The organism is Campylobacter lari subsp. concheus (assembly GCF_008245025.1).
Taxonomy (GTDB): Bacteria; Campylobacterota; Campylobacteria; order Campylobacterales; family Campylobacteraceae; genus Campylobacter_D; species Campylobacter_D concheus.
Genome location: NZ_CP043426.1, coordinates 1,396,423 through 1,421,418, shown reverse-complemented (window position 1 = coordinate 1,421,418; position 24,996 = coordinate 1,396,423). Strand labels below are relative to the sequence as shown.

The 24,996-nt window shown below is 29.3% G+C and carries 20 protein-coding genes and 2 pseudogenes; 10 read left to right on the top strand and 12 right to left on the bottom strand.

Annotated features, from left to right (window positions below; all coding sequences use genetic code 11):
• Positions 1-71 precede the first annotated feature (71 nt).
• The 8 genes from dsbI to CLCT_RS07300 all read right to left on the bottom strand — a co-directional run bounded on the left by dsbI (position 72) and on the right by CLCT_RS07300 (position 5,655).
• Entirely contained in the window at positions 72-1,589 is a 1,518-nt protein-coding gene (gene dsbI / locus CLCT_RS07335; RefSeq protein WP_149062730.1) for a disulfide bond formation protein DsbI, read from the bottom strand.
• Between the two features lie 10 nt (positions 1,590-1,599).
• Positions 1,600-1,767 carry a disulfide bond formation protein Dba gene (gene dba / locus CLCT_RS07330; RefSeq protein WP_039619427.1) on the bottom strand — a complete coding sequence of 56 codons (168 nt, stop codon included), beginning with the start codon at positions 1,765-1,767 and terminating at the stop codon, positions 1,600-1,602.
• Positions 1,768-1,891: 124 nt separating this feature from the next.
• On the bottom strand, positions 1,892-2,914 hold the full coding sequence (locus CLCT_RS07325; RefSeq protein WP_039668944.1) for an aerobic ribonucleoside-diphosphate reductase Ia, B2 protein subunit NrdB: 1,023 nt from the start codon (positions 2,912-2,914) through the stop codon (positions 1,892-1,894).
• On the bottom strand, positions 2,911-3,327 hold the full coding sequence (locus CLCT_RS07320) for an RDD family protein (protein ID WP_149062729.1): 417 nt from the start codon (positions 3,325-3,327) through the stop codon (positions 2,911-2,913). Before CLCT_RS07320 ends, CLCT_RS07325 begins: the two co-directional genes overlap by 4 nt.
• Complete coding sequence (pyrE, locus tag CLCT_RS07315; protein WP_039668942.1) at positions 3,327-3,935, bottom strand: orotate phosphoribosyltransferase; 609 nt, start codon at positions 3,933-3,935, stop codon at positions 3,327-3,329. The genes CLCT_RS07320 and pyrE overlap by 1 nt, the downstream gene beginning before the upstream one ends.
• Before the next feature lie 2 nt (positions 3,936-3,937).
• Positions 3,938-4,495, bottom strand: a complete 558-nt coding sequence (gene frr / locus CLCT_RS07310; RefSeq protein WP_149062728.1) for a ribosome recycling factor — start codon at positions 4,493-4,495, stop codon at positions 3,938-3,940.
• An 11-nt stretch (positions 4,496-4,506) separates the two neighbouring features.
• Positions 4,507-4,851: a preprotein translocase subunit SecG gene (gene secG / locus CLCT_RS07305; protein WP_012662194.1), complete on the bottom strand. Its 345-nt coding sequence runs from the start codon at positions 4,849-4,851 to the stop codon at positions 4,507-4,509.
• Between the two features lie 102 nt (positions 4,852-4,953).
• Positions 4,954-5,655 carry a Bax inhibitor-1/YccA family protein gene (locus CLCT_RS07300; RefSeq protein ID WP_039668940.1) on the bottom strand — a complete coding sequence of 234 codons (702 nt, stop codon included), beginning with the start codon at positions 5,653-5,655 and terminating at the stop codon, positions 4,954-4,956.
• 160 nt (positions 5,656-5,815) lie between these two features.
• Between CLCT_RS07300 and CLCT_RS07295 the strand changes: the two genes are divergently transcribed.
• Both CLCT_RS07295 and CLCT_RS07290 read left to right on the top strand, forming a co-directional pair.
• Positions 5,816-6,454 carry a carbonic anhydrase beta gene (locus tag CLCT_RS07295; protein ID WP_039668939.1) on the top strand — a complete coding sequence of 213 codons (639 nt, stop codon included), beginning with the start codon at positions 5,816-5,818 and terminating at the stop codon, positions 6,452-6,454.
• Positions 6,451-8,322, top strand: a complete 1,872-nt coding sequence (locus CLCT_RS07290) for a mechanosensitive ion channel family protein (protein WP_149062727.1) — start codon at positions 6,451-6,453, stop codon at positions 8,320-8,322. Before CLCT_RS07295 ends, CLCT_RS07290 begins: the two co-directional genes overlap by 4 nt.
• Here the strand turns inward: CLCT_RS07290 and CLCT_RS07285 are convergent.
• Together CLCT_RS07285 and CLCT_RS07280 are read right to left on the bottom strand one after the other, a co-directional pair.
• Positions 8,319-8,633: a hypothetical protein gene (locus CLCT_RS07285; protein WP_149062726.1), complete on the bottom strand. Its 315-nt coding sequence runs from the start codon at positions 8,631-8,633 to the stop codon at positions 8,319-8,321. The genes CLCT_RS07290 and CLCT_RS07285 overlap by 4 nt on opposite strands.
• A 31-nt stretch (positions 8,634-8,664) precedes the next feature.
• Complete coding sequence (locus CLCT_RS07280) at positions 8,665-9,027, bottom strand: hypothetical protein (RefSeq protein WP_149062725.1); 363 nt, start codon at positions 9,025-9,027, stop codon at positions 8,665-8,667.
• A 100-nt stretch (positions 9,028-9,127) separates the two neighbouring features.
• On the opposite strand from CLCT_RS07280, the gene CLCT_RS07275 reads away from it, so the two are divergent.
• From CLCT_RS07275 to CLCT_RS07870, 4 genes and pseudogenes are all read left to right on the top strand, one after another.
• On the top strand, positions 9,128-14,413 hold the full coding sequence (locus CLCT_RS07275) for an alpha-2-macroglobulin family protein (protein ID WP_149062724.1): 5,286 nt from the start codon (positions 9,128-9,130) through the stop codon (positions 14,411-14,413).
• On the top strand, positions 14,410-16,614 hold the full coding sequence (pbpC, locus tag CLCT_RS07270) for a penicillin-binding protein 1C (protein ID WP_149062723.1): 2,205 nt from the start codon (positions 14,410-14,412) through the stop codon (positions 16,612-16,614). Before CLCT_RS07275 ends, pbpC begins: the two co-directional genes overlap by 4 nt.
• 178 nt (positions 16,615-16,792) lie before the next feature.
• Positions 16,793-17,431 (top strand): annotated as a pseudogene (locus CLCT_RS07875) (PDC sensor domain-containing protein); the annotation flags it as partial.
• Between the two features lie 1,068 nt (positions 17,432-18,499).
• A pseudogene (locus tag CLCT_RS07870) lies at positions 18,500-18,880 on the top strand (methyl-accepting chemotaxis protein); the annotation flags it as partial.
• 23 nt (positions 18,881-18,903) lie between these two features.
• Here the strand turns inward: CLCT_RS07870 and CLCT_RS07260 are convergent.
• Positions 18,904-19,887, bottom strand: coding sequence for an argininosuccinate synthase (locus CLCT_RS07260; RefSeq protein ID WP_039668933.1), 984 nt, complete (start codon positions 19,885-19,887; stop codon positions 18,904-18,906).
• Positions 19,888-19,953: 66 nt separating this feature from the next.
• Positions 19,954-21,738 carry a DNA primase gene (gene dnaG / locus CLCT_RS07255; RefSeq protein ID WP_149062722.1) on the bottom strand — a complete coding sequence of 595 codons (1,785 nt, stop codon included), beginning with the start codon at positions 21,736-21,738 and terminating at the stop codon, positions 19,954-19,956.
• Positions 21,739-21,812: 74 nt separating this feature from the next.
• On the opposite strand from dnaG, the gene CLCT_RS07250 reads away from it, so the two are divergent.
• Genes CLCT_RS07250 through aroC form a run of 4 tightly spaced genes read left to right on the top strand, consistent with a single transcriptional unit; the run spans position 21,813 to position 24,958 of the window.
• Positions 21,813-22,775, top strand: a complete 963-nt coding sequence (locus CLCT_RS07250; protein ID WP_149062721.1) for a hypothetical protein — start codon at positions 21,813-21,815, stop codon at positions 22,773-22,775.
• Complete coding sequence (rnhA, locus tag CLCT_RS07245; protein WP_149062720.1) at positions 22,772-23,212, top strand: ribonuclease HI; 441 nt, start codon at positions 22,772-22,774, stop codon at positions 23,210-23,212. Before CLCT_RS07250 ends, rnhA begins: the two co-directional genes overlap by 4 nt.
• Positions 23,205-23,873 carry a ribonuclease III gene (rnc, locus tag CLCT_RS07240; protein WP_149062719.1) on the top strand — a complete coding sequence of 223 codons (669 nt, stop codon included), beginning with the start codon at positions 23,205-23,207 and terminating at the stop codon, positions 23,871-23,873. Before rnhA ends, rnc begins: the two co-directional genes overlap by 8 nt.
• Positions 23,870-24,958, top strand: a complete 1,089-nt coding sequence (aroC, locus tag CLCT_RS07235; RefSeq protein WP_149062718.1) for a chorismate synthase — start codon at positions 23,870-23,872, stop codon at positions 24,956-24,958. Before rnc ends, aroC begins: the two co-directional genes overlap by 4 nt.
• Positions 24,959-24,996: the final 38 nt, after the last annotated feature.

Sequence of the window (24,996 nt, the reverse complement as noted above, 5' to 3'; positions counted from 1 at the left end):
AAAAAGTGTTATTTTATCTTAAATTTTATTTATCTAGCTTTAAAATCCTTAAGGCGTAAAACGCCTTAAGATTAATCAAGTGTATAAAGGATGTTTGATCCATCTTGATAAGATAAGATATGCATTTTGCCATCTTTAAAGAATAAGCTTCTTGCATTAGTTATATTTTCTGGATAAGAAATGGTTTTTACAACTTCTTCTTTATCTAGATCAATTACAGCAATAACATTATGCTTTTTGCTTAATGCATAAATTTTACCATCTTTAAATGCCATTGAAGTTACATAAAGATCACCTAAAGTTTTCCCTTCTTTTAGATCAGCTTTAGGAGTAAATTCAGCTGAAAGAACTCTATCTGCTAAAGAAATTTTAGAAATTACAAAAGTTTTAGCGTCTTTATTATTTGGAACGGTTGCTGTGTACATATATTTTCCATCAGTAGTTGCGCTTAAGATATGATGGAATTTAGCTCTAACTGTATCAATTCTACCACGACCAAGATCTTTGCCTTGACCTTCGAAATTATTTGCCCCTTTCATAAAATCAGCATATTGTAAAGTCTCATCTGCATTAGGATTTTGAGCAAATCTTAAGAAAGTTTTATTAGAACCCATTAAGATATATTTATTATCTAGATAAGGGATAATTCCTACGATAGGGTTGATTGTAGCTGAAAAATATGGATCTAAAACAAAATCAACTTTAGTGCTAAAATTATTATCTAGGAAAAATACTTCCCATTTTGAACTTGCAACATATTCTCCATTGATATAATCAAGCGTATTGATAGCTTTAGGAAAATCAATTTTTGTTTCGTTTGTTATATTTAGATTCTCATCAATACTTGCAAATGGAGCATTGCTAATATTATTATCAAATTGAACACCTAGTTTTTCACTAGCAGGCGCAAAAGCAAAGTCAGGTTCTTTAACATCGCGTTTTCCTAAGAAAGAAAAGCTTTTCCAGCTTTTGCTCCAACCCGAATCATCCCAAATGATGTATTTTGGATTTAAACTAAAACGAACCGGATCGCCTTGTCCACTATATGGAACAGGACCAGTGCTTACGAAAGCTTGAAATACATTTGAAGCTACGATAAAAGCAACAATAACCATAGCAGCTAGATTAAATTTAGTTAATTTTCTAAAGCTAGCTCCTTCCATTTCTTTTTCAAAAGAACCAAATTTTGGAGCAAAGGTAAAAATAACACCAAGTAGTAAAACTACTGCCCAAAATACCACTTCAGCCCAAAAATAAGTATGTAAACCAAAAATAGGCAAGCCAAAACCTTGATCAAGATCACGGTGTGCATGGCCACTTATATGATTAAATGATTGCCATAAACCAAAAGCTGTTGCGATTAAAAGGAAAGCTAAAAATTTACCTTTCATACCATAGCGTACAACAAATAAAGCTGCTACACCGATGAAAATCATTGATTCTCTTTGACCCCAGCAAGAAGTACAAGGGCTATCACCTAGCATATAGCCAAAGATTAAATTTGCAATTCCAACAGGCAATAAAATAACCAAAAAGCCTGCTAAGCACATTAAAAAGTAAAAGAATTTAGTTTTGTTAATATCACACATATTTGCCACCTTATAGATTCATTAGGCCTAAGATTGCGCCTGATTTACGACCTAAATAGTCAAATACCATAATAGCCCATGAAATTACAAGTATAGAAAAAGCTAATTTTTCTTTTTCTGGTTTAACTATCATGAGGACTATGGCGATAAAGATTAACAAAAGTTCTAAAAACTCCATCATTTCCCCTTTGAAATAAAATAAAAACCGCCGATTTTACTATATTAGAATAAATAAAAATAAAATATTAAACTAAAAAAGAGATTTGATTTAAAAAGTATAAAAAAACGAGTAGTTTTGAGACTTAGAAGTCATCAAAACTTAAGCTTCCTTTGGAGTAATTTGTAACCTTGCTTTCAAAGAAATTACTCTTTTGATCATTAAATTTAGAAAAATCATCCACCCATTTAATAGGATGTTTTGCATTGTATATTTTATCAAGATTGATAGCAACTAGTCTTTGATCAACAAGATAATGAATGTATTCTTCTATAATATCATCTGTAAAGCCCATGATTTGATTTTGAGTGATGTATTTACCCCATTTAATTTCAAGTTCACCTGCTTTTTTAAACATATCATAGATTTTACTTACATTGGTATCACTAAACAAATCGGGTCTTTCTTTGCGCACAGAATTAATCATATTTTGAAATAATAGCAAATGTGTAATCTCATCTCTTTGTATAAAGCGTATCATTTGTGCTGATCCTAGCATTTTCCCTGCGCGTGCTAAAGCATAAATAGCAGTAAAACCACTGTAAAAATACACCCCTTCTAAGATTTGATTTGCTACCATTGCAAGTAAGAGTTTATTATCATCTACTTCACCAGCTAATTCTTCATAAATGCTTGAAATGAAATCATTTTTTTCTCTTAAAGTTTCATCATGTTTTTCCATTTCATAAATTAAGTCTGTATTTTCACAGATTGCTTCAACCATTACTGCATAAGATTTTGAGTGATTTGCTTCTTCATAAGCTTGTCTTGCTAAAACAGCATTGATTTCAGGTGCTGTGATATAAGGATTGATATTGTCAGCAAGATTATTTGTTTGAAAACTATCCATTGAGATAAGTTGAGACCAAACTAAATCATACATTCTTTTTTCTGCCACGGTTAGATTGCAGCGATAATCAAGTGCATCTTTGGTTGTATCTACTTCTTTTGGAAACCAAGTATTTGCCTCCATTAAATCCCAAAGCTTTAAAGCCCAAGTGTATTTTGCTTTAGTAAAATTTAAAATACCATGAGGATTACCATTAAATACTTTTCTATCATTTAAAGTTTCATTTGATTTTGGATTGTAAATTCTTTTTCTATTCATTTTTCTACCTTTGTTACAATAACGCTTTGGCTTAAAATATCATGCAAAGCCAAAGTATCTTTTCTTAAAAAACTTACCAAAAACCCAATCAATAAACCAAAACTTACGATAAAAATCATATAGCGCAAGAGTATTCTAAAAAAATTAAGTTTTTGACCATTTTTAAGATCAATTAAATATAAATCATAAGCTTTAAGCCCAGGACTTTGAGCTTTTTTTGATAAAAATAAGGCTTGTAAAAGCCCAAAAATTAAAGGACATAAAAAAATTATAAATTGATTGTTTAAAAAAGCTTCTTTAGAGCCAAGTGTAAAATAAAATAAATACAAAATAGGCACATAAAGCAAAAACAGATCAATCAAAAAAGCTTTAAATCTTAAAAAGCGAGTAGCTATTTTTGCTTTAGTTTTCATTAGTTTCCACGACTACCAGGTTTGATAGCTTTGGTGCCTTTTTCACAAAGTGGACAAGCATTTGCTTCATAAATGTCAAATTCGAAATTTCCTAGTGCAAAAAGTGGTAAATTTTCAGGCAGTTTTGCATTTTCTTTTCTTGGATTGTTTAAATTTTTTACCGCACAAAACCCACGATTTGCTAAAGCTGCAAAGCCTACTACTTCTCCACCTAAGCTCTCGATGATTTTTGCACTCTCAAGCGCAGAACCACCTGTTGTAATAATATCTTCGCAAACGATAAATTTTTCACCTTTTTTTACTTCAAAACCACGTCTAAGATTCATCATTCCTTCTACGCGCTCAGTGAAAATAAAGCGTTTGTTGCAAGCTCTAGCAAGCTCATAACCTGCTAAAATTCCACCCAAAGCAGGAGAACAAATGCTATCAAATTCAATGTTAAAACTAGCAATAACTTTTGCAAGCTCTTCGCAAAGCTCACCTGCTAGTTTTGGATTTTCTAAAACTTTAGCACTTTGAAGGTAAAACTCAGAGTGTTTCCCTGAGCTAAGCAAGAAATGCCCTTGTAGGTATGCCCCACAATCTTTATAAATTTGTTCTAAGTTCATTATCAAACCTTTAAAAGTTCTGCTTCTTTATTTTTAACTAATTCATCTACTTTTGCTGTGTAATTATCAGTTTGTTTTTGAACCTCATCATAAGCTTTTTTAGCTTCATCTTCTGAAATTGCTTTATCTTTTTCTAACTTTTTAACCGCATCATTTGCGTCTTTTCTAATATTTCTAATGGCTACTTTAGCTTTTTCTCCCATAGCTTTGGCATTTTTAGCATTTTCTTCTCTTTGTTCTCTTGTCATAGGTGGAAAGAATAATTTTACACTTTCACCATCATTATTTGGATTTACTCCTATGTTTGCTGCAGCTATAGCACTTTCTATAGTTTTTAACATTGATTTTTCCCAAGGAGTAATGCTAATAGTTGAAGCATCGGTTGCTAAAACTGTTGCTACTTGATTAAGTGGGGTTGCACTACCATAATAATCAACATGAATATGATCAAGTATGTTAATATTTACTTTACCAGTTCTTATGGTGGTAAAATCTTTTTTTAAAGCCTCTAAGCTTTTATCTGATTGTTGTTTTTGCTTGGTATAAATTTCATTTAGCATGGTTATCCTTTTTATTTGCTAGTGTTGCTTTCGCTAATTGGGGCGCTTGGTGCAACTGGAATGTTAGTTGTGTTTGTTTCAGGTGCTTTTGGTAAAATTTGTTCTGCTTTTTCAGCAAGTGAGTTAGAATTAGCATTATTATACATATAGCTAAGAGCAATTGTATTAGCAATAAGCAAAACACCCATTACAAAAGTAAATTTAGCTAAAAATCCCGCAGGACCCTTTGCTCCAAACAAACTTTCATTACTTCCGCTATAGGCTCCAAGTCCTATGCTTGAACTTTTTTGTAATAAAACCGCAATACAAATAATCACAACAATTGCAAATTGCAAAATAATTAAAAGAGTAGTCATGAATTTTCCTTATTGAAAATAAAACGAGTATTTTAACTTAAAAAGTTTGATAAAAACTTGAAAGAAGTAAAGAAAATTTGCGAGAAAAAAACTCGCAAATTTTTATCTACTATTAAAGCTTCTTAAAATATTAAGAAGAGAGATGAAAAGGTTGATAAAATCAAGATAAAGTGCAACTGCACCTTCGATTGGTGTTTCATAATTTCCTCTAATGATGTTTTGAGTATCATAAAGAATGTAAAAAGAAAATAAAATCGCACCAATACCAGAAATAGCTAAGCTTACAAGTGAGCTTTGGAAAAATAGATTAATTAAAGAAGCTACTACGATAACAATTAAAGCTATAAAAAGCATTTTTCCCATCATAGTAAAATCTCTTTTTGTATTCATAGCAAATACGCTTAAAGCACCAAAAGATACTGTTGTTAAAGCAAAAGCTTGAGCGATGATACTAGCCCCTGCAGGAAGTGCTAAAACTGAATATAAAAGTGGTGTTAAAGTAAGCCCTGAAACAAAAGTAAAGGCAAAAAGTAAAATTAAATTAAGTGGAGCTTCTCTTTTTTTCCATTGTAATGCAAACAATAAACCAATTTCAACGATAAATAAAATCCAAAAAGTTGCTTGAGATTGTGCAAATAAATGTGCTAGGGCAAAAATTCCTATGTAAGCACCCGCTGTTGCAGCTAATAATGAAGCAGCAAAAAGCTGATAAGTTTGTTTTATAAAAATGCTTAAATCACTTCTAGCATAACCTTCAAATTCTTGAGTTTTAGAGTTAGAATAATCTCTATCATAAAGACTCATTAAAATCCTCCAATAATTTTTAAAAACAAAATTTACAAAAAAAAGATAAATGAAAGATTAAAACTACATAAAAATATAACAAAAAATAAATTTATTGATTTGGTTTAAGTAGAAATAATTTTAGTATAATGTCTTGTCAAAATATAAAAAAGGACTATTTTTGAAAGACTTGATTGATGGTGCTTTAAAATTTATGCAAGAAGATTTCAAAGAGCATGCAGAGCTTTTTGAAAGTTTAAAAAACAAGCAAAATCCTCATACGCTTTTTATAGGTTGTGCTGATTCAAGAGTGATACCCAATTTAATTACTAATACAGGTCCAGGTGAGCTTTTTGTCGTAAGAAATATAGGCAATATCGTTCCGCCTTATAGAGTAGGGGATGATTTTTTAGCAACTACTTCAGCTATTGAATATGCTTTTAATTCTTTACATATAAAAAATATTATAGTTTGTGGTCATAGTAATTGCGGAGGCTGTGCGGCTTTATATGCAAATGAAAATGATTTAAAAAATATGCCTAATGTTAAAAAATGGCTCACCTTGCTTGAGCCTATAAAAAATAAGGTTTTAAAAATTGCAGGTAGTGATTTAGCTATGCGTGCTTGGATGACTGAAAAAATGAATTTGGTAAATTCTTTGCAAAATTTATTAACTTATCCAGGTATAGAAAAAGCTTTAAATAAAAAAGAAATTGAACTCCATGCTTGGTATTACATCATAGAAACAGGTGAAATTTATGAATATGATTTTAATTTTGAAAATTTTGTTTTAATTCAAGAGAGGGTGAGAAAGTCATGAAAAAGATTTTTAGTATTATTTTGCTTTTTTTATTTGTTAATGCTTTATATGCACAAGAAAAAAACGCTTTAGAGGATAAAAATAGCATTTTTGCCCTAGTGCAAAATTACATAGAGCTGAATTTGCTTTTGGAAAGCTTTAAAAATAGTGATACAAACAGCAGTGAATTTCAAGACAATATAAAAGAAATAGAAAAACAAAAAGCTACAATTTTAACTACTTTGCCTTTAAAAATGGTATCTCAAAAAATTGATGATAAGGAAGCAAGAGATTTTTTACAAACTAAAAATGCTTTGCAAAAAAATGTTGAAAATGCTCAAGCTAAAAAAAGATATTATGATTATGTGGATAATAAAATTAAACTTTTAAATTTAACCTCTGCTGAACATTTTTACTTGTGTATGTTTGAATTGGAAAAAGTTTTTATCAAAGGAGCTCAAAGTCAGACTATAAGAAGTATTATCGACAAAAGTATTGATTCGCTTAAAGAAGATATAGTGTTTAATTTTACTTTAGATAAAGAAAAAATTAATGATATTATTCAGCTTAGAACCTTAGAAGTCAATGAAAATAATCTAAGAAACACTATTAAATCTTATAATGAAATTCTAGTTTATCTAAGAAACAATGCTAGCTTGCTTGAAACTAATTTTTTATTTACAGGTTTGGGTCTACAAAATGCGATTAATTATATTAATGAGCGAGCTTCTATTGGTAGTGTAAATGTTGGAAAAGTAACTATTTCTATTATTGTAATTATCTTTTTTTATTCTTTGAAATTTTATCTGGCAAAGATTTTATATTTTATACTTATACGTTTATTTGGAAAAAATTCAACTAATATGGAGATAAAAACTCATTTTCTAGAAAAACTTCAAAGGCCAGTGGGTTGGTTTTTATTTGCTTATGCTATAGGAATTTGTTTTACTATTTTTTACTATCCTGCACCTGTAGATATAAGAATTAGCAATATTTTATCTATTGCTTATGTTATTTTAACTGCTTGGCTTGTGATAAATATCTTTGATAGTTATGGCATGGTGGTTGTTGCAAAGCTTGCTGAAAAAAGTGGCAAACGCGAAGTGGTTAATTTAATCATTAAAATTTTATATTTTATCATTATAGTAATAGCTGCTTTATTTGTTTTGTCGCACTTAGGATTTAATATTTCAGCATTGATTGCATCTTTAGGTATTGGTGGTTTGGCTGTGGCATTAGCAGCTAAAGATATTATCGCAAATTTCTTTGCTTCTGTGCTTTTGCTTTTTGATAATAGTTTTAATCAAGGTGATTGGGTGGAAATTTCAGGCATAGAAGGAACTATAGTAGAAATTGGACTTAGAAAAACAACCATCAGAACTTTTGATAATTCTTTAGTATTTTTACCAAACTCAACCATCATGGGAACAAATATAAAAAATTGGAGCAAAAGAAAAATAGGACGCCATGTAAAATTATTTATCGGTGTCACTTATGATGCAAGACCTGAGCAACTTGAACAATGCGTAGAAGATATAAGATATTTATTAGCTACTAGTCCTTTGATAGCCCAAGTTGATGATAGTGCGTTAAATCATGGCGGAACGCGTGCTAGATACAGACAAAATTTAGTTTCAGTAAATGACTTAGAAGGGTATAAAAATAACACTTATGTAGCTGTGAGTGGTTTTGGTGCAAGTTCTATTGATATAGAAGTGTATTTTTATACCAAAGCAGTAGATGCAGGTGGTTTTAGAGAGGCAAGACAAAGTATTTTGCTTGAGTTAATGAAAATTGTTGAAAGAAATAAACTTAGCTTTGCTTTTCCTTCGCAAAGTCTTTATATAGAAAAAATCAATAAAGAAGACAAAGAAGAGCTATTATCTTAATAAGCTCTTCTTTGATCATCGCATTCAACTATAATTTTTTCAGCGATGATAATACTTCCATTTTTACTACCTTTAATTTTAACAAGGCTTCCTTTTTTTAAATCTTGCACATTGGCTTGTTTTTTATTGCTTCCAAAAATTCCACAACCATAAATATAAATACGTGTTTGGGGTAAAATTGTGATGATTAGATTATTGTCAAAACTTGTTTGAATGCTTATTGTGTGAGCTGTGGTGTTTTTTAAGATGCCTTGAACTTTATAAGCAAATGCAAAAGTGCTAATGCAAACTAGTGTAAGAAAAAAACGCATTAAAATAACTCCTTTTTAGGAGTTATTTTATTTAATAAGCTCTTTTTTTGCATTCGATTTTGATTTCTTTGGCAGTTATATTTTGAACTTGGTTTGGTGTTTGTGGATTTGGTGTTGTTTGAGCATAGCCATGGAAAACTTCAGCTTCTATAAAAGTTCCTACTTTTAAATCTTTAAAAGTACCGTATTTATCCATACCAAAAATACCACAATCATCCATATCAATTTCAGTGTTTGGTAGAATTTTTACATTCATTTTTTGACCGTAAGTAGTGTCAATTAAGATAGTTTTTGCACCATCATTTACATCTACTATCACACCATAAATTCCATCTGCATAAGCAAGACTTGAAAGACCTAAAACTGTTAATAATGCAGTGATTTTCTTTTTCATTTTTTCTCCTTTATTTTTTATGCAAGAATTATATAATTTTTTGAGTGAAGCAAGAGTGAATTTAGATATAATTTAAAAAATTTACTAAAATGAGGTGTTTATGAGAGGGTTTTTACATTGTTTTTTTACTTTTTTGCTTGCAAGTTTATTGTTTGCTTGTTCTAAAAATGAAGATAAAAGTTCTACTATAAGAGCTTATGGTTTTAATGAAAACACGCAAAGTATTTTTATAGAGTTTAATACTAATATTATCAATCAAGAAATAGGTGTTATAAAAGAAAGAGAGATTATTGTTAATAATCAAAAGACAAAAGTAAAATATGAGCTTGAAACACCCACAAGATTAAATATTTTTACAGCTTTAAAAGCAAATCAAGCATATGATATTTTTATAGATTTAAATGATATGTTAGCAAATGAAAAAGTGCAATTAAAAGTCCAAACTCCTTTTGAAAAACTAGATATTAAAGGATATTTTCAAAATATTTCAAATGATGAGAGCGTATTGCTTTTAAATATTCAAAGTTTTTATACTCTTAATAAAGATGAATTGTTAAAAGCTATTAAAATTACTACACAAGAAAAAGAAATTCAAATAGATAAAATCATCATCCAAGGTGATATAGCAAGTATATATTCTAAAGTACTGAGTATCAAAAATACTAATACTAATGTGAAAGTAGTTTTTGATAAAGATATTTTAGGCTTAGAAAACAATATAGATTTAGAGTATATTTTACTTGCAAAGAGTGAATTTGTTTTTCAAAATGCAAATATAGTTGATAAAAACATAGAATTACTTTTTTCTCAAAATATTTCACAAGATCAGAATTTAAAAGAATTGATTTTTATTACCCCAGAAGTTGATTTTAAGGCATTAGCTTTTGGAAATAAAATCAAGCTCACAGGTAATTTTTCCCCAAATAAAACTTATGAAATTCAACTTGCTCAAGGGATTAAAAGTGCTGATGGAATTAGTACAAAAGAAAATTATAAAACTCAAGTAAGCTTAAAAGACTATGAGCCTGCTATAAGTTTTACAAATCAAGGGGTATTTTTATCTAGCAAGGCGAGTAAAAAAATAGCTTTTAAGAGTATGAATGTTAAAAAAGTTCATTTGGAAGTTTATCAAGTATTTTCAAATAATTTAAGTGAATATTTAAGATATAAAAATCTTCAAGGTGCTAAAAATTTAAGCGATTATGATAGTGATATTTTTTCAGAGAGTGATTATACTAGTGAAGTAGTATTAAAAAAAGACTTTGATATTAAAAATATTAAAAATCAATGGCAAGAAAACGAGATAGTGTTAGATGGTTTAAAAGATTTAAGCGGTGTATTTATAGTCAAGCTTTATTTTAAAGAAGAGGATGTTGATTATGTTTTTGATGAGGGAATGGAGAGTTGGAAAAAATATAGATTTTTTAACCAAAAAGCAAAAGTAAGCAAGAACTTAATTTTTTCAGATATAGCTTTAATTGCTCAAAATTTAAATAAAAAGCTTTTTGTAGATGTGAGAGATTTTACTACACAAAAGGCTTTAGGTGGGGTTAAGGTTGATGTTATTAGCAAAAGCAATCAAGTTTTAGCTTCTAGAATGAGTGATGATAATGGTTTGGCTATTTTTGATGATATTGATGAGTCAAAAGCTTTATTTATCATTGCTTCAAAAGATAAACAAGCTTCTATCTTGCGTTTAAGTTCACCTTTGTTATATGATGGTTTTGATGTAGATGGTTTTGATTTAACTTCTCAAAATAAAGTATTTATTTACACAGAAAGAGGGGTTTATAGACCAGGTGATGATATCCATTTAACTATGGTTGCAAGAAATGATAAAGGGGCTGTTAATCATCCTATATTTTTAAGTTTTTTTGACCCACGCAATAAAAAGCTTTTGGACAAAATTAAGCTTGAACCTTTGAGTAATGGAACTTTTTATAAAAAAATTTCACTTGATCAACAAGCTTTAAGTGGAGTGTATTTAGCTAGAGTAGAATTTGCAAATGCTATTTTTGATAAAGAAATTTTAGTGCAAAATATAGTGCCAAATCGTATAAAAGTATCCATGCAAGCTCCAAAAAGTATAAAAGAAAATGAAAAATTAGATTTTAATATTAGCTCAAAATATCTTTTTGGAACACCAGCAAGTAATTTGCAATATCAAGCTGATTTATTTGTAAGTAAAAAAGAATATAAAAATTCAAAATATCCAGAATATATTTTTTCAAACCCTAGTGTTTTAGTGCAAAAATATCAATATAATTTAAAAGGTATGTTAGATGAAAATGGCTTTACAAAGCAAGAGTTTACTTTAAATGACTTTTTAAAAAATACTCCATATAATTTAGAAGCTAATATAAGGGCTAGGGTTTTTGAAAAAGGTTCAAGATCGGTTGAAGCACTGGCAAATTCACAAGTAATATTGCATGAGTATTTTGTGGGTATTAAGCGTTTAAAAAATCACTATTTAAGCTCGGGTTCTACAATTAATTTTGAAGCTATTGTGAGTGATTTAGATGAGAATTTGATAACAAATAGAGAAATTAAATATACTATTTATGCGAATGATTATTCTTGGTGGTGGGATTATGATAATTATGATGATTTTTTAAAATCACTCAAAAAAGATAAAAACACACAAATCATTACTCAAGGAAGTATTTTAAGTAAAGATAGACCAGTTAAAATAGAGTTTGATCCAAAAGAATACCATGGTGAAATGTTCATAGAGCTTGAAGATGTACAAAGTAAAACAAGCGCAGGAGAGTTTTTTTATATTAGTAGTTTTGGTGCGCCAAGTAATGCTGATATAGTGAGTTCTTTAAAAATAAAAAGTAATAAAAAAGAATATAAGCCAAATGAAACAGCTTTTATAGAATTTGAAAGTATTAAAGGCGCAAAAGCCATCGTTACTTTAAATAATAATGTAAAGGTTTTAAAGCGCTTTGTGATAAATACATATGAAGATATTACAAAAGTTGAAATTCCTATTCTTAAAGAATATATGCCAAATGTTTATGTGAGCGTGATTTTACTTCAAGATTATGATCAATATGCTAATGATAGAGCCTTAAGACTTTTTGGTGTAGTACCTTTGAATGTAGTAGATGAGCAAAGTAAAATTGAGCTTGATTTAAAAGTGCCAGATAAAATCATGCCAAAACAAGATTTTGAAGTAGAAATTCAAAGTAAAAACAAGCAAAATTATACTTATACCGTCGCTATTGTAGATGAGGGCTTGCTTGATGTGAATGCTTTTAAAACTCCAGATATTTGGGGATATTTTTATCAAAAAATTCGCTTTAACATGAGCATATATGATACCTATGATAAAATCATTGCTAAAAATATTTCTAATACTTCTAAGGTATTAACTACAGGTGGTGATGTTTTCTTAGAAAGTAGAGCAAATAAAAGCAAAAATGATGAAAAAGCAAGACGCTTTAAGCCTATTGTATTGTTTCAAAAGCCAGTGCAAAGTGATGAAAATGGTTATGCAAAATTAAAATTTAATATGCCATCATACTTAGGTTCGGTTAGAGTTATGGTGGTAGCAAATAACTTAGCAGGTTTTGGCAGTATTTCTAAAGATGTCCAAGTTAGCGCGCCTGCTGTGATGCTTGAAACCTTGCCAAGAGCTTTAAGACTTGATGATGAGTTTAAGCTTTTGGTGCAAGTATTTAAAGTAGATGATGATGTAAAAAATGCAAAACTTAAGCTAAAAACAAAAAATTCACTCATAAATTTTGAAAACGATGAAATTTTAATTGACTTTGGTAATGAAAAAACAAAAGATATTTATGTTAATGCAAAAGTAAATTCAAACAAGCTCGGAGTAGAAGAAATAGAGTTAAGTTTAAATGCAAAAGATTACACCTATACTCAAAATGCACAAATTGATATAAAGGCATTAAATACCATTACTTATGAAGGTAAATCTTTTAAAATTCCTGCAAATACTTCTATGGAGTTTAAAATCACACAAGATTATATTAATCCAGTGGCGTTTTTAAGTGTGAGTTCTAAGCCTATTTTAAACATAAATCATAGACTAAAATACTTGCAAAATTATCCTTATGGATGTATAGAGCAAAGTACTTCAGCAGTTTTACCACAACTTTTTTTACAAAAACTTGATCAAGGGGCAAATGAACAAAAAAATATTAACAATATCAATGTATTGTTAAGCAAATACGCAAATTTTCAAACCGCTGACGGTGGCTTTGCTTATTGGCAAGGACTTAAAGATTCTGATGCTTGGGGAAGTAATTATGCGGGTATGTTTATGATTTTGGCTAAAGAAAGAGGCTATTATGTGAGTGAGGGAATGTTTAAAGCATGGCTTGATTATCAAAAACGCTATATTTTAAAAGCTCAAGCAGATAAAGAAATAAGAATAAATTCTTTATATCTTTTAGCTTTGGCAAAAGACCCAAATTTAAGCATAATGAATGCTATTTATGAAGATAGTGCTTATTTGCAAAGCTTAAATAATGCAAGTCTTTGGCAACTTAGCGCAGCTTATAAATTAGCAGGTTTTGATGAGGCAGCTTTAAATATAGCTAAAAATTTAAGCACAAAGCCTGATGAAAAAGCTAATTATACTCATACTTACGGATCTTTTTTAAGAGATGAGGCTATTATTGCAAATGCGTATAAAATAGTTTATGGTAAAGATAATGATGAATTATTAGATGATATTAAAAAAACTCTAGAAAGCCAAGCTTGGCTTAGTACTCAAAGCACAGGCTATGCTTTATATGCTTTGGCAAATAGCTTTAGCGATGAAAACCCTAAAGCTATTAATGTAAACCTAAAAATTAATGGTGAGAGTAAAAAGCTCAATACAAGTTTTTCTAAATTTGAGTTTAATCAAGGTAGCGCTTTGATAGAAGCTAAAGAAGATACTTATGTGCATTTTGGAGTAGAGGGTATTAAAAAAGGTATTGCCGAGCCTTTTGCACAGCGTATGTATATAGAAAGAAGTTTTTATGATGAAAATGGAAATGAAATAGATGAAAGCACTATAAAAAGTTCTCAAATTTTTTATATGAAATTAAAAATATCAAATAAAAATTATCCAGGTGCTTCTAATATAGCTTTAACTCAAATTTTACCAAGTGGATGGGAGGTAGTGCATGATCTTTTAAATGATGAAACTCCTGATTTTGTGAAAAATTCTTATTATGACTTTGTCGATATAAGAGATGATAAGATTATGTATTTCTTTCCTTTATATTCTGATGAATCAAGAGAATTTTTTGTGAAATTAAGTGCTGTTACTCCAGGTGTTTATACTTTGAGTGGAGCTTATGCTGAAGCAATGTATGATAATGCTTATAAAGTTTTAAGTGAGAGTAAAAGAGTCAAAGTAGTGCAGTGAAAATCAAAATAAGCCTTGTAGTATGCTTTTTAAGCCTATGTTTTTACATAGGCTTAGTTTATTTTAGTTTTGATAGCAAGGATTTATTTAAAGGCACTTATAGTAAAGTTTTGCTTGATAAAAACAAAGAAATTCTTAGTGTATTTTTAGATGCTAATGAACAATGGCATTTAGAGAGTGAGTTTATACCACAAAAATTAAAAAATGCAGTTCTTTTATATGAAGATAAAAATTTTTATTCTCATTATGGAGTAGATTTTTTAGCGCTTATAAGAGCTTTTAAAAATAATATTTTTTCAAGTAAAAGAAGTGGTGCAAGTACAATTTCTATGCAAACAATCAAACTTCTAGAGCAAAACAAACGCACATATTTTAATAAATTTAATGAAATCATCAAAGCTTTTGCTTTAGAAAGTGCTTGTGAAAAAGATGAAATTCTAAGGCTTTATTTAAACAATGCTCCCTATGGAGGAAATTTAGTAGGTGTTGCAAGTGCGGGTTTGTTTTATTTTGAAAAAGATTTAAAAGATCTTACTTGGAGTGAAGCAGCTTTGCTTGCAGTGCTTCCTAATAATCCAGGTTTAATTAATCTTGAAAAAAACAAAGATAAGCTTTTAAAAAAACGCAATGCTTTGCTTGATAGACTTTTTGAAAAGGGATATTTTTCTAAAGATATTTTAACTCTTGCAAAGGCTGAAAAACTTCCTAAATTTAAAACAAGGAAAAACTTAGCTCCACATTTAGCACGTAGACTTTTAGTAGATAAAGAAAAAATCATTTCTAGTATAGATAAAAAAATTCAAATCAAATTTGAAGAAAAAGCCAAAGAATATTCTTATAAATTAGATCAAAAGGGTATAAAAAATTTAGCTATATTATTAGCAGATACCAAAACAAATAAAGTTTTAGCTTATATAGGTTCTAATGATTTTTATGATTTTACAACCTTTGGTCAAGTTGATGGAGTTGTAGCAAAGCGTAGTGTGGGTTCAACTTTAAAACCTCTGCTTTTTGCTTTAGCCATAGATGAAGGGCTTATAGTGCCTGAATCTTTAATGCTTGATGTGCCTACATTTTTTTCTAATTTTGTACCACAAAATGCAAATAAAAAATACTATGGCTTTATAAGCGCAAAAGAATCTTTGCAAAAATCTCTCAATATTCCTTTTGTAAGTTTGCTTGCAGAGTATGGGTATGAGAAGTTTTTTTATAAACTCAAAGATATTTTAAATTATGAAGATGAAAATTTTAAAAAATACGGACTTTCTTTGATTTTAGGTACAAAAGAGTTTAGCTTAGAAGATATGGTAAAAATATATCTAGGACTTGGAAATTATGGAAAATTCAAAGAACTTTTATATGAAGAAAATACATTTACTAAAAAAGATAAAAAACTTATTAGTGATGGAGCAAGCTTTTTAACCTTACAAACCTTAAAGGATTTAGATAGAGCAGGTTTAAGACAATATGATTTTAACACCGTTATTTCTTGGAAAACAGGTACAAGTTATGGTAGAAAAGATGCTTGGGCTATAGGAACTTCTCCAAAATACACTTTAGGAGTATGGGTTGGAAATTTTAATGGCGAAGCAAATGCAAATTTATACGGAGTAAGCATAGCAGGAGAGTTGTTTTTTGAGCTTTTAGCTTTACTTGAGGGAGTTAATTTAGAATTTGAACAGCCTAGTGATTTAGTTACTATCAAAATTGAAAATCAAACAGGATATAGATATGATTATAAATTTGATTTTAAAGAGGTACTTTACCCACAAAGTGCAAATGCTTTAAGAATTTCTCCATTTTTAAAAGAAGTTTTTATATATAAAAACAAAGAAGTTAATTCTTTAGATGAAAATTTCATCCACGCAAAGAAAAAGATTGTATTAAATTTACCATCTAATGCACAAGCATTTTTTGCAAAAGAAAAACAAAATTTACAAAGTTCTAATCAAAATTTAAAAATTATTTATCCATTAAATAATCTCAATATTATTTTGCCAAAAGATTTAAAGGGTTCACAAAAACTATTAATAAAGCTTACAAATCCTAGAAAAGAAAAGCTTTTTTGGTATTTAAATCAAGAGTTAATCTTTGAAAGTAAAGAAGAATCTTTAGCCTTAAATTTAAAAAAAGGTAAATATACTCTTAACATTATTAGTGAAAATGGGCAAAGTGATTTTATTAACTTTAATATATTTTAAATACAAGTAATAAATTTTATTACTTGTGTATCCCATAATATATTATATTTATAAGTATTTTATTGGTATGTATATAATTATTTAATATTTTTATAAAAATAAATAAATTTTTTATGTTAATTTAATAATAAGTTTTTATAATTACAAAAATTATTTATCTATACTTAAGGAGTGTCTAATGTGGAAGCAATTAAAACTTAGTACTAAAGTTATTGTTATTGTAGTGTCGACTGTTATTTTGATTTTGGCTAGTTTATCTTTTTTAATTGTACAAAAATCTACAAATACCCTGTCTCAACAGATTAATAAAACACTTATTACTTCAGTTTTTCGTTATACAAATTCAGCTGAGGCTGCTATAAAATCATTTTTTATCTCTACTATTGGAGCACAAAAAATATTTAATACTTTGCTTGAAGAGGGTACCATTTCAGAAAAAAGAATAGAAAATATTCTAGGTGAGACTATAGACGCTAGTTCTACTATTGCTTATGGGTATTATTATTTAAAAGATGGATCAACTTATAAAAATATTGGATTAAATAATAATAAATATTTTACAAGTAATAATGAATTTATGGTATTGATGAAGGATTTTGATATTTTAAAACCTGGGGGTGTAAAAACTATACAAGCAAGTGAAGATTTATCATCTTTAAGGGGTATTAAACATATTATGAGTGGCGATAAATTATATTTTGGAGAACCAAGATGGTTTAATATTAATGGTGAAAAAATATTTGGTTCAAATATTGCTACACCGCTTGTAGATAAAAACGGTAAAGTATTAGGTGTGCTAGGTATGATATTTGATATGAAAATATTAGCTAACGATTTTAATGATTTTTCTAGATCTATATATGAAGGTGATAGAAGAATATTATTATCTAATGGTGGTGTTATAGCTACACATCCAAATGCAGATTTTGTTACAAAAAAAATAACTGATGTAAATAAAAATGCTAGTAATATTATTGAAATAATTCAAAAACCACAAGTTACAAGTATTGATTATATCGCAGATGATGGTTCTAAATATCATGGTGCAATAAGGGTTTTTGAAGTATGGCCTAATACAGGAATTTTGTGGTCAATGCTTGCTGTTGCACCACAAAAAGTTATAGATGCCCCTATTTCTGAATTAAGAAATGCTATATTGATAAGCGGGCTAATAGCTATAGTTGTTATAGTGTTAGTTCTTGGAATTAGTATGAAAACTATAATAACAAATAGGATTGCAAGATTGCAAGAGCATATGATGAAATTCTTTAAATATTTAAACCATGAAATCTCAACAGTCGAGGTTGTGAAGCCTAGATATAATGATGAAATTGGCAAAATGGCTGGTGTGATTAATGATAATGTTCAATATATTCGTGCATGCTTAGAAAAAGATGATATTACTGTACAAAATATTTTAGAAGTTTCTCGCGAGATAGAAAAAGGATATTTTTCTCAAAGAATAGAATCAAATCCTATAAATCCAAAACTTATAGATTTAAAAGAAGTGTTGAATAAAATGCTTGATGATATGCAGATGAAAATTGGTAAAGATTTAAATGAAATAGAAAGAGTATTTGCAAGTTTTCAAAATCTTGATTTTTCAGATAAACTTGAAAATGCAGAAGGTGAGATAGAAAAATCACTTAATGCAGTAGGTGCAGAGATTAGAAAAATGCTTCAAGCTTCATTAAAACAAGGTGAAATGCTTCAAACTAAGGCCGATTCTTTAAAAGAGAGTGTTTTAAAACTTAATGATGGTGCGCAAAAACAAGCTGATTCTTTACAAGAAAGTGCAGCTGCGGTTGAAGAAATGAGTGCTTCTATGAATGCAGTAGCAGCAAGAACTGAAGAGGTTATTAAACAAAGTAGTGATATTAAAGATGTAACCGATGTTATTAGAGATATAGCAGATCAAATTAATCTACTTGCATTAAATGCAGCTATTGAAGCAGCACGTGCAGGTGAACATGGACGTGGCTTTGCTGTTGTTGCTGATGAAGTTAGAAACCTAGCAGAAAGAACTCAAAAGTCTTTAGGTGAAATAGAAGCTAATACTAATATCTTAGTTCAATCTATTAATGAAATGGGTGAGAGTATTAAAGAACAAGCTTTAGGAATTTCACAAATTAATCAATCTGTTTCAGTAATTGATGGTTTAACTAAAGAAAACTCACAAATTGCTCATGCGACTAATTCTGTAGCTAATGAAGTTGATTCTATGTCAGCTGATATTGTAGCAGAGGTTAGAAGAAAGAAATTTTAAAAAACTACCCTTTAAAGGGTAGTTTAATTTATAAAATATTCTTGAATTTTATTTTTATCTTCAAAAGCCATACTTTGGAAAATTTTATCTTTAAAGCCTATTTTGTATTTTGTATTATTTTGAGTTTTAGCATAAGTTAGTGCTATGCTTAGAGCAAGTTCAAGATCTTGTGGATTGATGTTCTCATCCACCAAAGAATAAGCACCTATTAAATCAAAAAGTTTTAATTCTTCGTATTTTTGAGTTTTTAATTCTTTTAAAAATTGATTTTCTAGTTCATTTCTACCTACTATCATTTTAGATCCATTTGGAAGTCTTAAATGGCGTCCATATTTTAAAAGTTGCGCATCATTAACTTGCATATTTTTATCAAATTTAATAAAATCTTTGATTTTATTTGAAAAACTCTCAAGTGTGAGCAAACATCCACCACCTGGACTTTCAAAATCTTCAAAACCAAATTGAGCGGCAAGTTCAAGTTGTCTTTTTCTGCTTCTTCCGCTTATGTTTTCTAACTTTTCTCTATCAACCCAACCCTCACGTTCAGGTTTGGTTAAAGGCAAATTTTTAGCACACATTGGACGTAAGATCAAATCTTCTTCATCAAGAGCCAGTTTTTTTACCTTAACCATAGCATCATTTCTTTGGCTCATGGGACGCTGACCAACTACCTCCCCTGTGATGATAAAGCTTGCGTTTTCATCTTTTAACATAGAAAGAGCGGTTTTAAACATAAAAGCGTGACAATCTATACAAGGGTTAAAGTGTTTTCCGTATCCATATTGAGGGTTAAATAAAACTTCTTGCAAATATGCATTTTTTACATCTATCATTTCAAAACTAGCTCCTGCTATAGCAGCGCGTTTTGCCATGAGTTCGCTTTTATCACTTGTACCACCAAAGCCTATATTTATGTTTAAGGCTTTTACTTCTATGCCTTGAGAGCTTATGAGTTTTATAGCAAGCATAGAGTCAAGTCCACCACTAAAAAGTGCTAATGCTTTCATTTTTTCCTTTCGAAATTTTTCGACATATTGTAATGAATATTTTTTAATTTTTGTACAAGTTTTTATTTAAAAAACTTCTTCTTCAAAGTCATAATGAATTATTTTTTTATCTTTGATATTTTTTTGCAATCTATTTAAAAATAATTCCAAACTTTCCTCATCATCTAAAAAATGCACACTTTTTAAAACTTCTATTAAGTGGTTTAAAAAAATTTCATCATTCTGATAGTTTTTTTTGATTTTTTCTAAATTTTGATTAAGTAAATTATAAATTTGTTTTTTAAAGGCTTGTTTTAAATTTAAATTTTTTAATTTATTAAAATAAGCAAGGTTGATCTTGCAAATGGCATATAAAAATTCTTCTAAATTGCTTAAATTTTGGATATTTTCAAACTCATAAAGCTCTCTTATGTTAGGATCTTCAAAGTTTTTTTGTTCTAAAATAGCTTTAGTGATATCTTGGTGTAAAAAATATTCTTTTGCACTTAAAAGTTTAAAAAGTCCTATGGTTTCATTATTTTCATATAAAAATTTCAAAAGCTCTAGCTCGCTTATACTGTTAATTTTACTTTGTTTGATAGGATTAGTGAAGTTTATTTTTCTTGTATTTTTAGAAAGCTTAATATCATTAGTATTTACACCCAAAAGATTTGCTACTAAAGCAGTGTAAGAATTCGCTACTAAAGGTTCAAGATTAAAAGTGTATTTTTGCACCTCTTCTAAGGCTTTTTGTTTGCTAAGTACTGAGTTTAAATCACAACTTGCAATCAAACTTCTTATATAAAATTCTCCAAACTCTATACCTTTTTCTAAAATATTAAAAAGTAATTTTTCTTGATGGCTTGCTACGAGTTCAGCCGGATCTTTCCCACCTTCTATTAAGACCGCTTTTCCATCAATTTTTGCTAAACTTAGTAAATGTGCTGAACGCACAGCAGCATTAAGCCCAGCATTATCATTATCAAAACATAAGATCACTCTGGCTTGTAATCTTTTTATTAAAGGTATGTGATTTTCGCCTAAAGCTGTTCCTAAAATCGCTACAGCATTTTTAAATCCTGCTTTATGAAAGGCTATAGCATCCATGTAACCTTCGCAAATTATCATTTCTTTTTGTTTATAAATAGCATCTTTTGCTAAATTGAGCGCATAAAAAACGCGTGATTTATCAAAAAGTTTACTTTGGGGAGAATTAACGTATTTTGCCATATTGTTTTCATCTAAAGTTCTACCACCAAAGCCTATGAGTAAATTTTTATGATCATAAATGCTAAAAGTAATGCGGTTGATAAAACTTGCATAAGTACCATTTTCATTTTGTTTTATCGCACCTACCTCTAGAGCTTCTTCTTGAGTGATTTGCTCATTTTGTAAAAGTCTTAGTGTTTCATTAGAACTTGGTGCAAAGCCTAGCTCAAAAGTTCTAATATCCTCATCATTTAAGCCTCTTTTATAAAGATAAGCTAAAGCCTCTTTGTTTTTAGCTAAGTTTTGTTTATAAAAAGCATTAAGGGTAGGCAAGATATGAATGATGGATTTTTTATTATCTTGTTTTTGTGAGGTATAAGTAAGCGAAAAATTACTCCATGAAGCAACTTTTTCCACCGCTTCAACAAAGTTTAATTTCTCATAATCCATTACAAATCTAAAAACATTACCCCCAGCCTTGCATGCAAAACAATGATAAAATCCTTTAATGGAATTAATATGCATACTAGGATTTTTATCATCATGAAAAGGACAAACGCAAACATAGCTTGAGCCTTGTTTTTTCACTTCAACATAATGAGCTATAATATCAACAATATCTGTTTTTTGTAAAAGTTGTTCTATACTTGCTTGTTCTATCATCTTTAAACCTTAAAGAAAATTATATAAGCATTTAGCTATAATTGTTATAAATTTGAAAATTAAGTTGCAAGGTTATGGATTTTTTCTTTGTAGAATATCGCGATCCTTTATTTGGTCTTATTGTTTTAACTGCTTTGATTTTTATCATAGCTAGCTCACATTATATATGGCGTATTTTTGCAAGTAAAGACCAAAAAAGTAAACTTGATCGTTTTGTAAAAAAATTTGAAATTAATTCTACACATCAACAAATTTTAAAAAATGCTAATTTAAGCATAGAAAATTTAAATTTCTTAGCTCAAATTTTTACTAAAAGTGGTGAATTTGAAAAAGCTGTGGGGATTTATCTCATAGCTTTGCAAAAAGTAAGTGAGGCAAGCCAAAAAGAATTTATCTTTTTTTCACTAGCACAAGTTTATTTAAAAGCAGGATTTTTGGAGCGTAGCGTAGAAGCTTTATTGAATGCTTTAAAAATCAAAGCACGCAACAAAGAAAGCCTAAAACTTTTAAAAATTGTTTATTTAAAACTCAAAGATTATGATAAGGTTTTGGATGTTTTAGAGTGTTTGTTTGAGCTAGGAGAAAATATATACGCAGAAAAAGCCTTGATAAAAGCTTTAAAAATTCAAGCAAGTTCTAAAGAGCAAGAACAAAAACTAAAAGAAATTTTAGTTTTGAGTAAAGATAATGAGTATATTTTAAGACTTTGCTTTTTGCATTATAAAGATAAACTTACTCAAATGCCTCAATTTGAAAATGTCATTGATTTGCTTAATGAATGTAAAAATCCGCTTAATCTTGAAGATGAAAAATACCATGAGTTTTTTTATGCAAAAAATTTAAGTACAAAAGCTATTCCTATCAAAAATCATAAACTAAAAATTTTAAAAATTTTAAACGATAATAAACTAAATGCAAATCTTAGCTTTACTTATGTGTGTAATAATTGTAAAAATCAAAGTCTTTTGTTTTTTTATCATTGTCCATTTTGTTATGAATTTGGAAAATGTGAGATTTATTATGAGGTAAAAGCTTGAAAAATATTGAAATTTATACTGATGGTTCTTGTTTAAATAACCCTGGTTTTGGAGGGTGGGCTTATGTTTTAACTTATAAAAATTATCAAAAAGAACAAAGTGGAGCATGTGAGAATACAACAAATAACCGCATGGAGTTAATGGCCATTATAGAAGCTTTAAAAGCTTTAAAAGAACCATGCGATGTGAAATTATACACAGATTCAAATTTAATGGTTCAAAGTATTAATGAATGGCTTGAAGGTTGGGTAAAAAAAGACTTTAAAGGTAAAAAAAATATTGATCTTTGGAAAGAGTATTTAAATGTAGCTAAAGATCATAAAATAACTGCTTTTTGGATCAAAGCGCACGATGGTCATGAGTTAAATGAACGTTGTGATGAATTAGCAAGAAATGCAGCCTTAAAGCTCCAAGAAGAAAGGTCGATAAATGCTTAAAAAACTTCAAGAAAGACTAAATTATCATTTTGAAAATGAGCAATTACTCATCGAAGCTTTGACGCATAAAAGTTACAAAAAGCCTTACAATAACGAAAGATTAGAGTTTTTGGGTGATGCTGTAATGGATTTAGTGGTAGGAGAGTTTTTGTTTTTTAAATTTCAAAAAGACTCAGAAGGAAATCTTTCTAAGCTTAGAGCAGCTTTGGTAAATGAAAAATCTTTTGCAACCTTAGCGCAAAAACTTGATCTTGGAGCATGTATTTTTATGTCTATTGCAGAAGAAAATAACGATGGACGCAATAAGCCTTCTATACTTTCTGATGCTTTTGAAGCACTAATGGGGGCTTTGTATTTAGAAATAGGTTTTGAAAAAACCAAAAATATAGCATTAAATTTACTTAATGAGGTTTATCCACATATTGACACACAAAGTTTATTTAAAGACTATAAAACAAGACTTCAAGAAATCACGCAGGCAAATATGGCAGGCACACCTGAGTATGTAGTGGTGAAAGCTTTTGGGCCTGATCATAAAAAGCAATTTGAAATCGCAGTAAAAATTCAAGGTATAGAAGTAGCAAGATCTACAGCAGGTAGTAAAAAAGAAGCCCAGCAACAATGTGCTAAAATTGCACTTGAGAAATTAGGAAAACTATGAATAATTTTGGAGTAAGATTTAAATTTACAAGCTTTGGCGAATCTCATGGTCAAGCTATAGGTTGTGTGATAGATGGTATGCCAGCAGGAGTGAAGTTTGATTTTGATTTTTTACAAGAAATGCTAGATAAAAGAAAACCAGGTCAAAATAAATTTAGCACTCCTAGAAAAGAAGAAGACAAAGCTCAAGTTTTAAGTGGGGTTTTTGAGGGTTATACAACAGGAACCCCTATAAGTGTTTTGGTGTATAATGAAAACACACGCTCAAAAGATTATGAAAAAGATGTATTTCGTCCCGCGCATGCTGATTTTACTTATTATCACAAATATGGCATTAGAGATTATAGAGGCGGTGGAAGAGCTAGTGCTAGAGAAAGTGTAGCAAGAGTAGCAGCAGGAGCTGTGGCACAAATGCTTTTAAAAGAATTTGACATAGAGATAATGAGCGGAGTTTTTGGAGTAGGAAGTATTGATAGTAAACTCAGCAATGGTGAGTTTGATTTTGGTTATGCTAAAAATAGTGAAGTTTATGCTTTAGATAAAAATTTAGAGCAAAGTTTTAAAGATGAAATTTTAAAAGCTAAAAAGGCTAAAAATAGCATAGGTGCTAGAGTTTTTACTAGAGTAAAAAATCCTATCATAGGTTTAGGCGAGCCTTTGTATGATAAGCTTGATTCTAAACTTGTTCATGCAATTATGGGGGTAAATGCGGTTAAAGCTATAGAAATAGGAAGTGGCATTCAAAGTAGCTATATATATGGAAGCGAAAATAATGATGAGCTAAAAGATGGGATGTTTTTAAGCAATCATAGCGGTGGGATCTTAGGCGGAATTTCTAATGGGGACTTTATCGATATAAAAACATATTTTAAACCAACCCCTTCTATATTTTTACCCCAACAAACACAAAATATTCAAGGGGAAAATATTATACATGAGTTAAAAGGTAGACATGATCCTTGTGTGGGTATAAGAGGTAGTGTTGTAGTAAATGCTATGGTGGCAATTTGCATGGCTGATGCTTTGCTTTTAAATACAAGTTCAAATTTGCAAAATTTACAACGAGTTTATGTAAAAAATAAATAAAAATTTAATACTTATTTAGATATGATGATAAAATATCT

Bases quoted from the DNA above. Each gene is read 5' to 3' on its own strand.
- CLCT_RS07275 (WP_149062724.1), top strand. From the start codon at position 9,128: ATGAGAGGGTTTTTACATTGTTTTTTTACTTTTTTGCTTGCAAGTTTA.
- CLCT_RS07320 (WP_149062729.1), bottom strand. From the start codon at position 3,327: ATGAAAACTAAAGCAAAAATAGCTACTCGCTTTTTAAGATTTAAAGCT.
- CLCT_RS07325 (WP_039668944.1), bottom strand. From the start codon at position 2,914: ATGAATAGAAAAAGAATTTACAATCCAAAATCAAATGAAACTTTAAAT.
- CLCT_RS07300 (WP_039668940.1), bottom strand. From the start codon at position 5,655: ATGAGTCTTTATGATAGAGATTATTCTAACTCTAAAACTCAAGAATTT.
- secG (WP_012662194.1), bottom strand. From the start codon at position 4,851: ATGACTACTCTTTTAATTATTTTGCAATTTGCAATTGTTGTGATTATT.
- pyrE (WP_039668942.1), bottom strand. From the start codon at position 3,935: ATGAACTTAGAACAAATTTATAAAGATTGTGGGGCATACCTACAAGGG.
- CLCT_RS07250 (WP_149062721.1), top strand. From the start codon at position 21,813: ATGGATTTTTTCTTTGTAGAATATCGCGATCCTTTATTTGGTCTTATT.
- aroC (WP_149062718.1), top strand. From the start codon at position 23,870: ATGAATAATTTTGGAGTAAGATTTAAATTTACAAGCTTTGGCGAATCT.
- rnc (WP_149062719.1), top strand. From the start codon at position 23,205: ATGCTTAAAAAACTTCAAGAAAGACTAAATTATCATTTTGAAAATGAG.
- frr (WP_149062728.1), bottom strand. From the start codon at position 4,495: ATGCTAAATGAAATTTATACCAAGCAAAAACAACAATCAGATAAAAGC.
- CLCT_RS07260 (WP_039668933.1), bottom strand. From the start codon at position 19,887: ATGAAAGCATTAGCACTTTTTAGTGGTGGACTTGACTCTATGCTTGCT.
- dnaG (WP_149062722.1), bottom strand. From the start codon at position 21,738: ATGATAGAACAAGCAAGTATAGAACAACTTTTACAAAAAACAGATATT.
- dsbI (WP_149062730.1), bottom strand. From the start codon at position 1,589: ATGTGTGATATTAACAAAACTAAATTCTTTTACTTTTTAATGTGCTTA.
- CLCT_RS07290 (WP_149062727.1), top strand. From the start codon at position 6,451: ATGAAAAAGATTTTTAGTATTATTTTGCTTTTTTTATTTGTTAATGCT.
- CLCT_RS07285 (WP_149062726.1), bottom strand. From the start codon at position 8,633: ATGCGTTTTTTTCTTACACTAGTTTGCATTAGCACTTTTGCATTTGCT.
- dba (WP_039619427.1), bottom strand. From the start codon at position 1,767: ATGGAGTTTTTAGAACTTTTGTTAATCTTTATCGCCATAGTCCTCATG.
- CLCT_RS07280 (WP_149062725.1), bottom strand. From the start codon at position 9,027: ATGAAAAAGAAAATCACTGCATTATTAACAGTTTTAGGTCTTTCAAGT.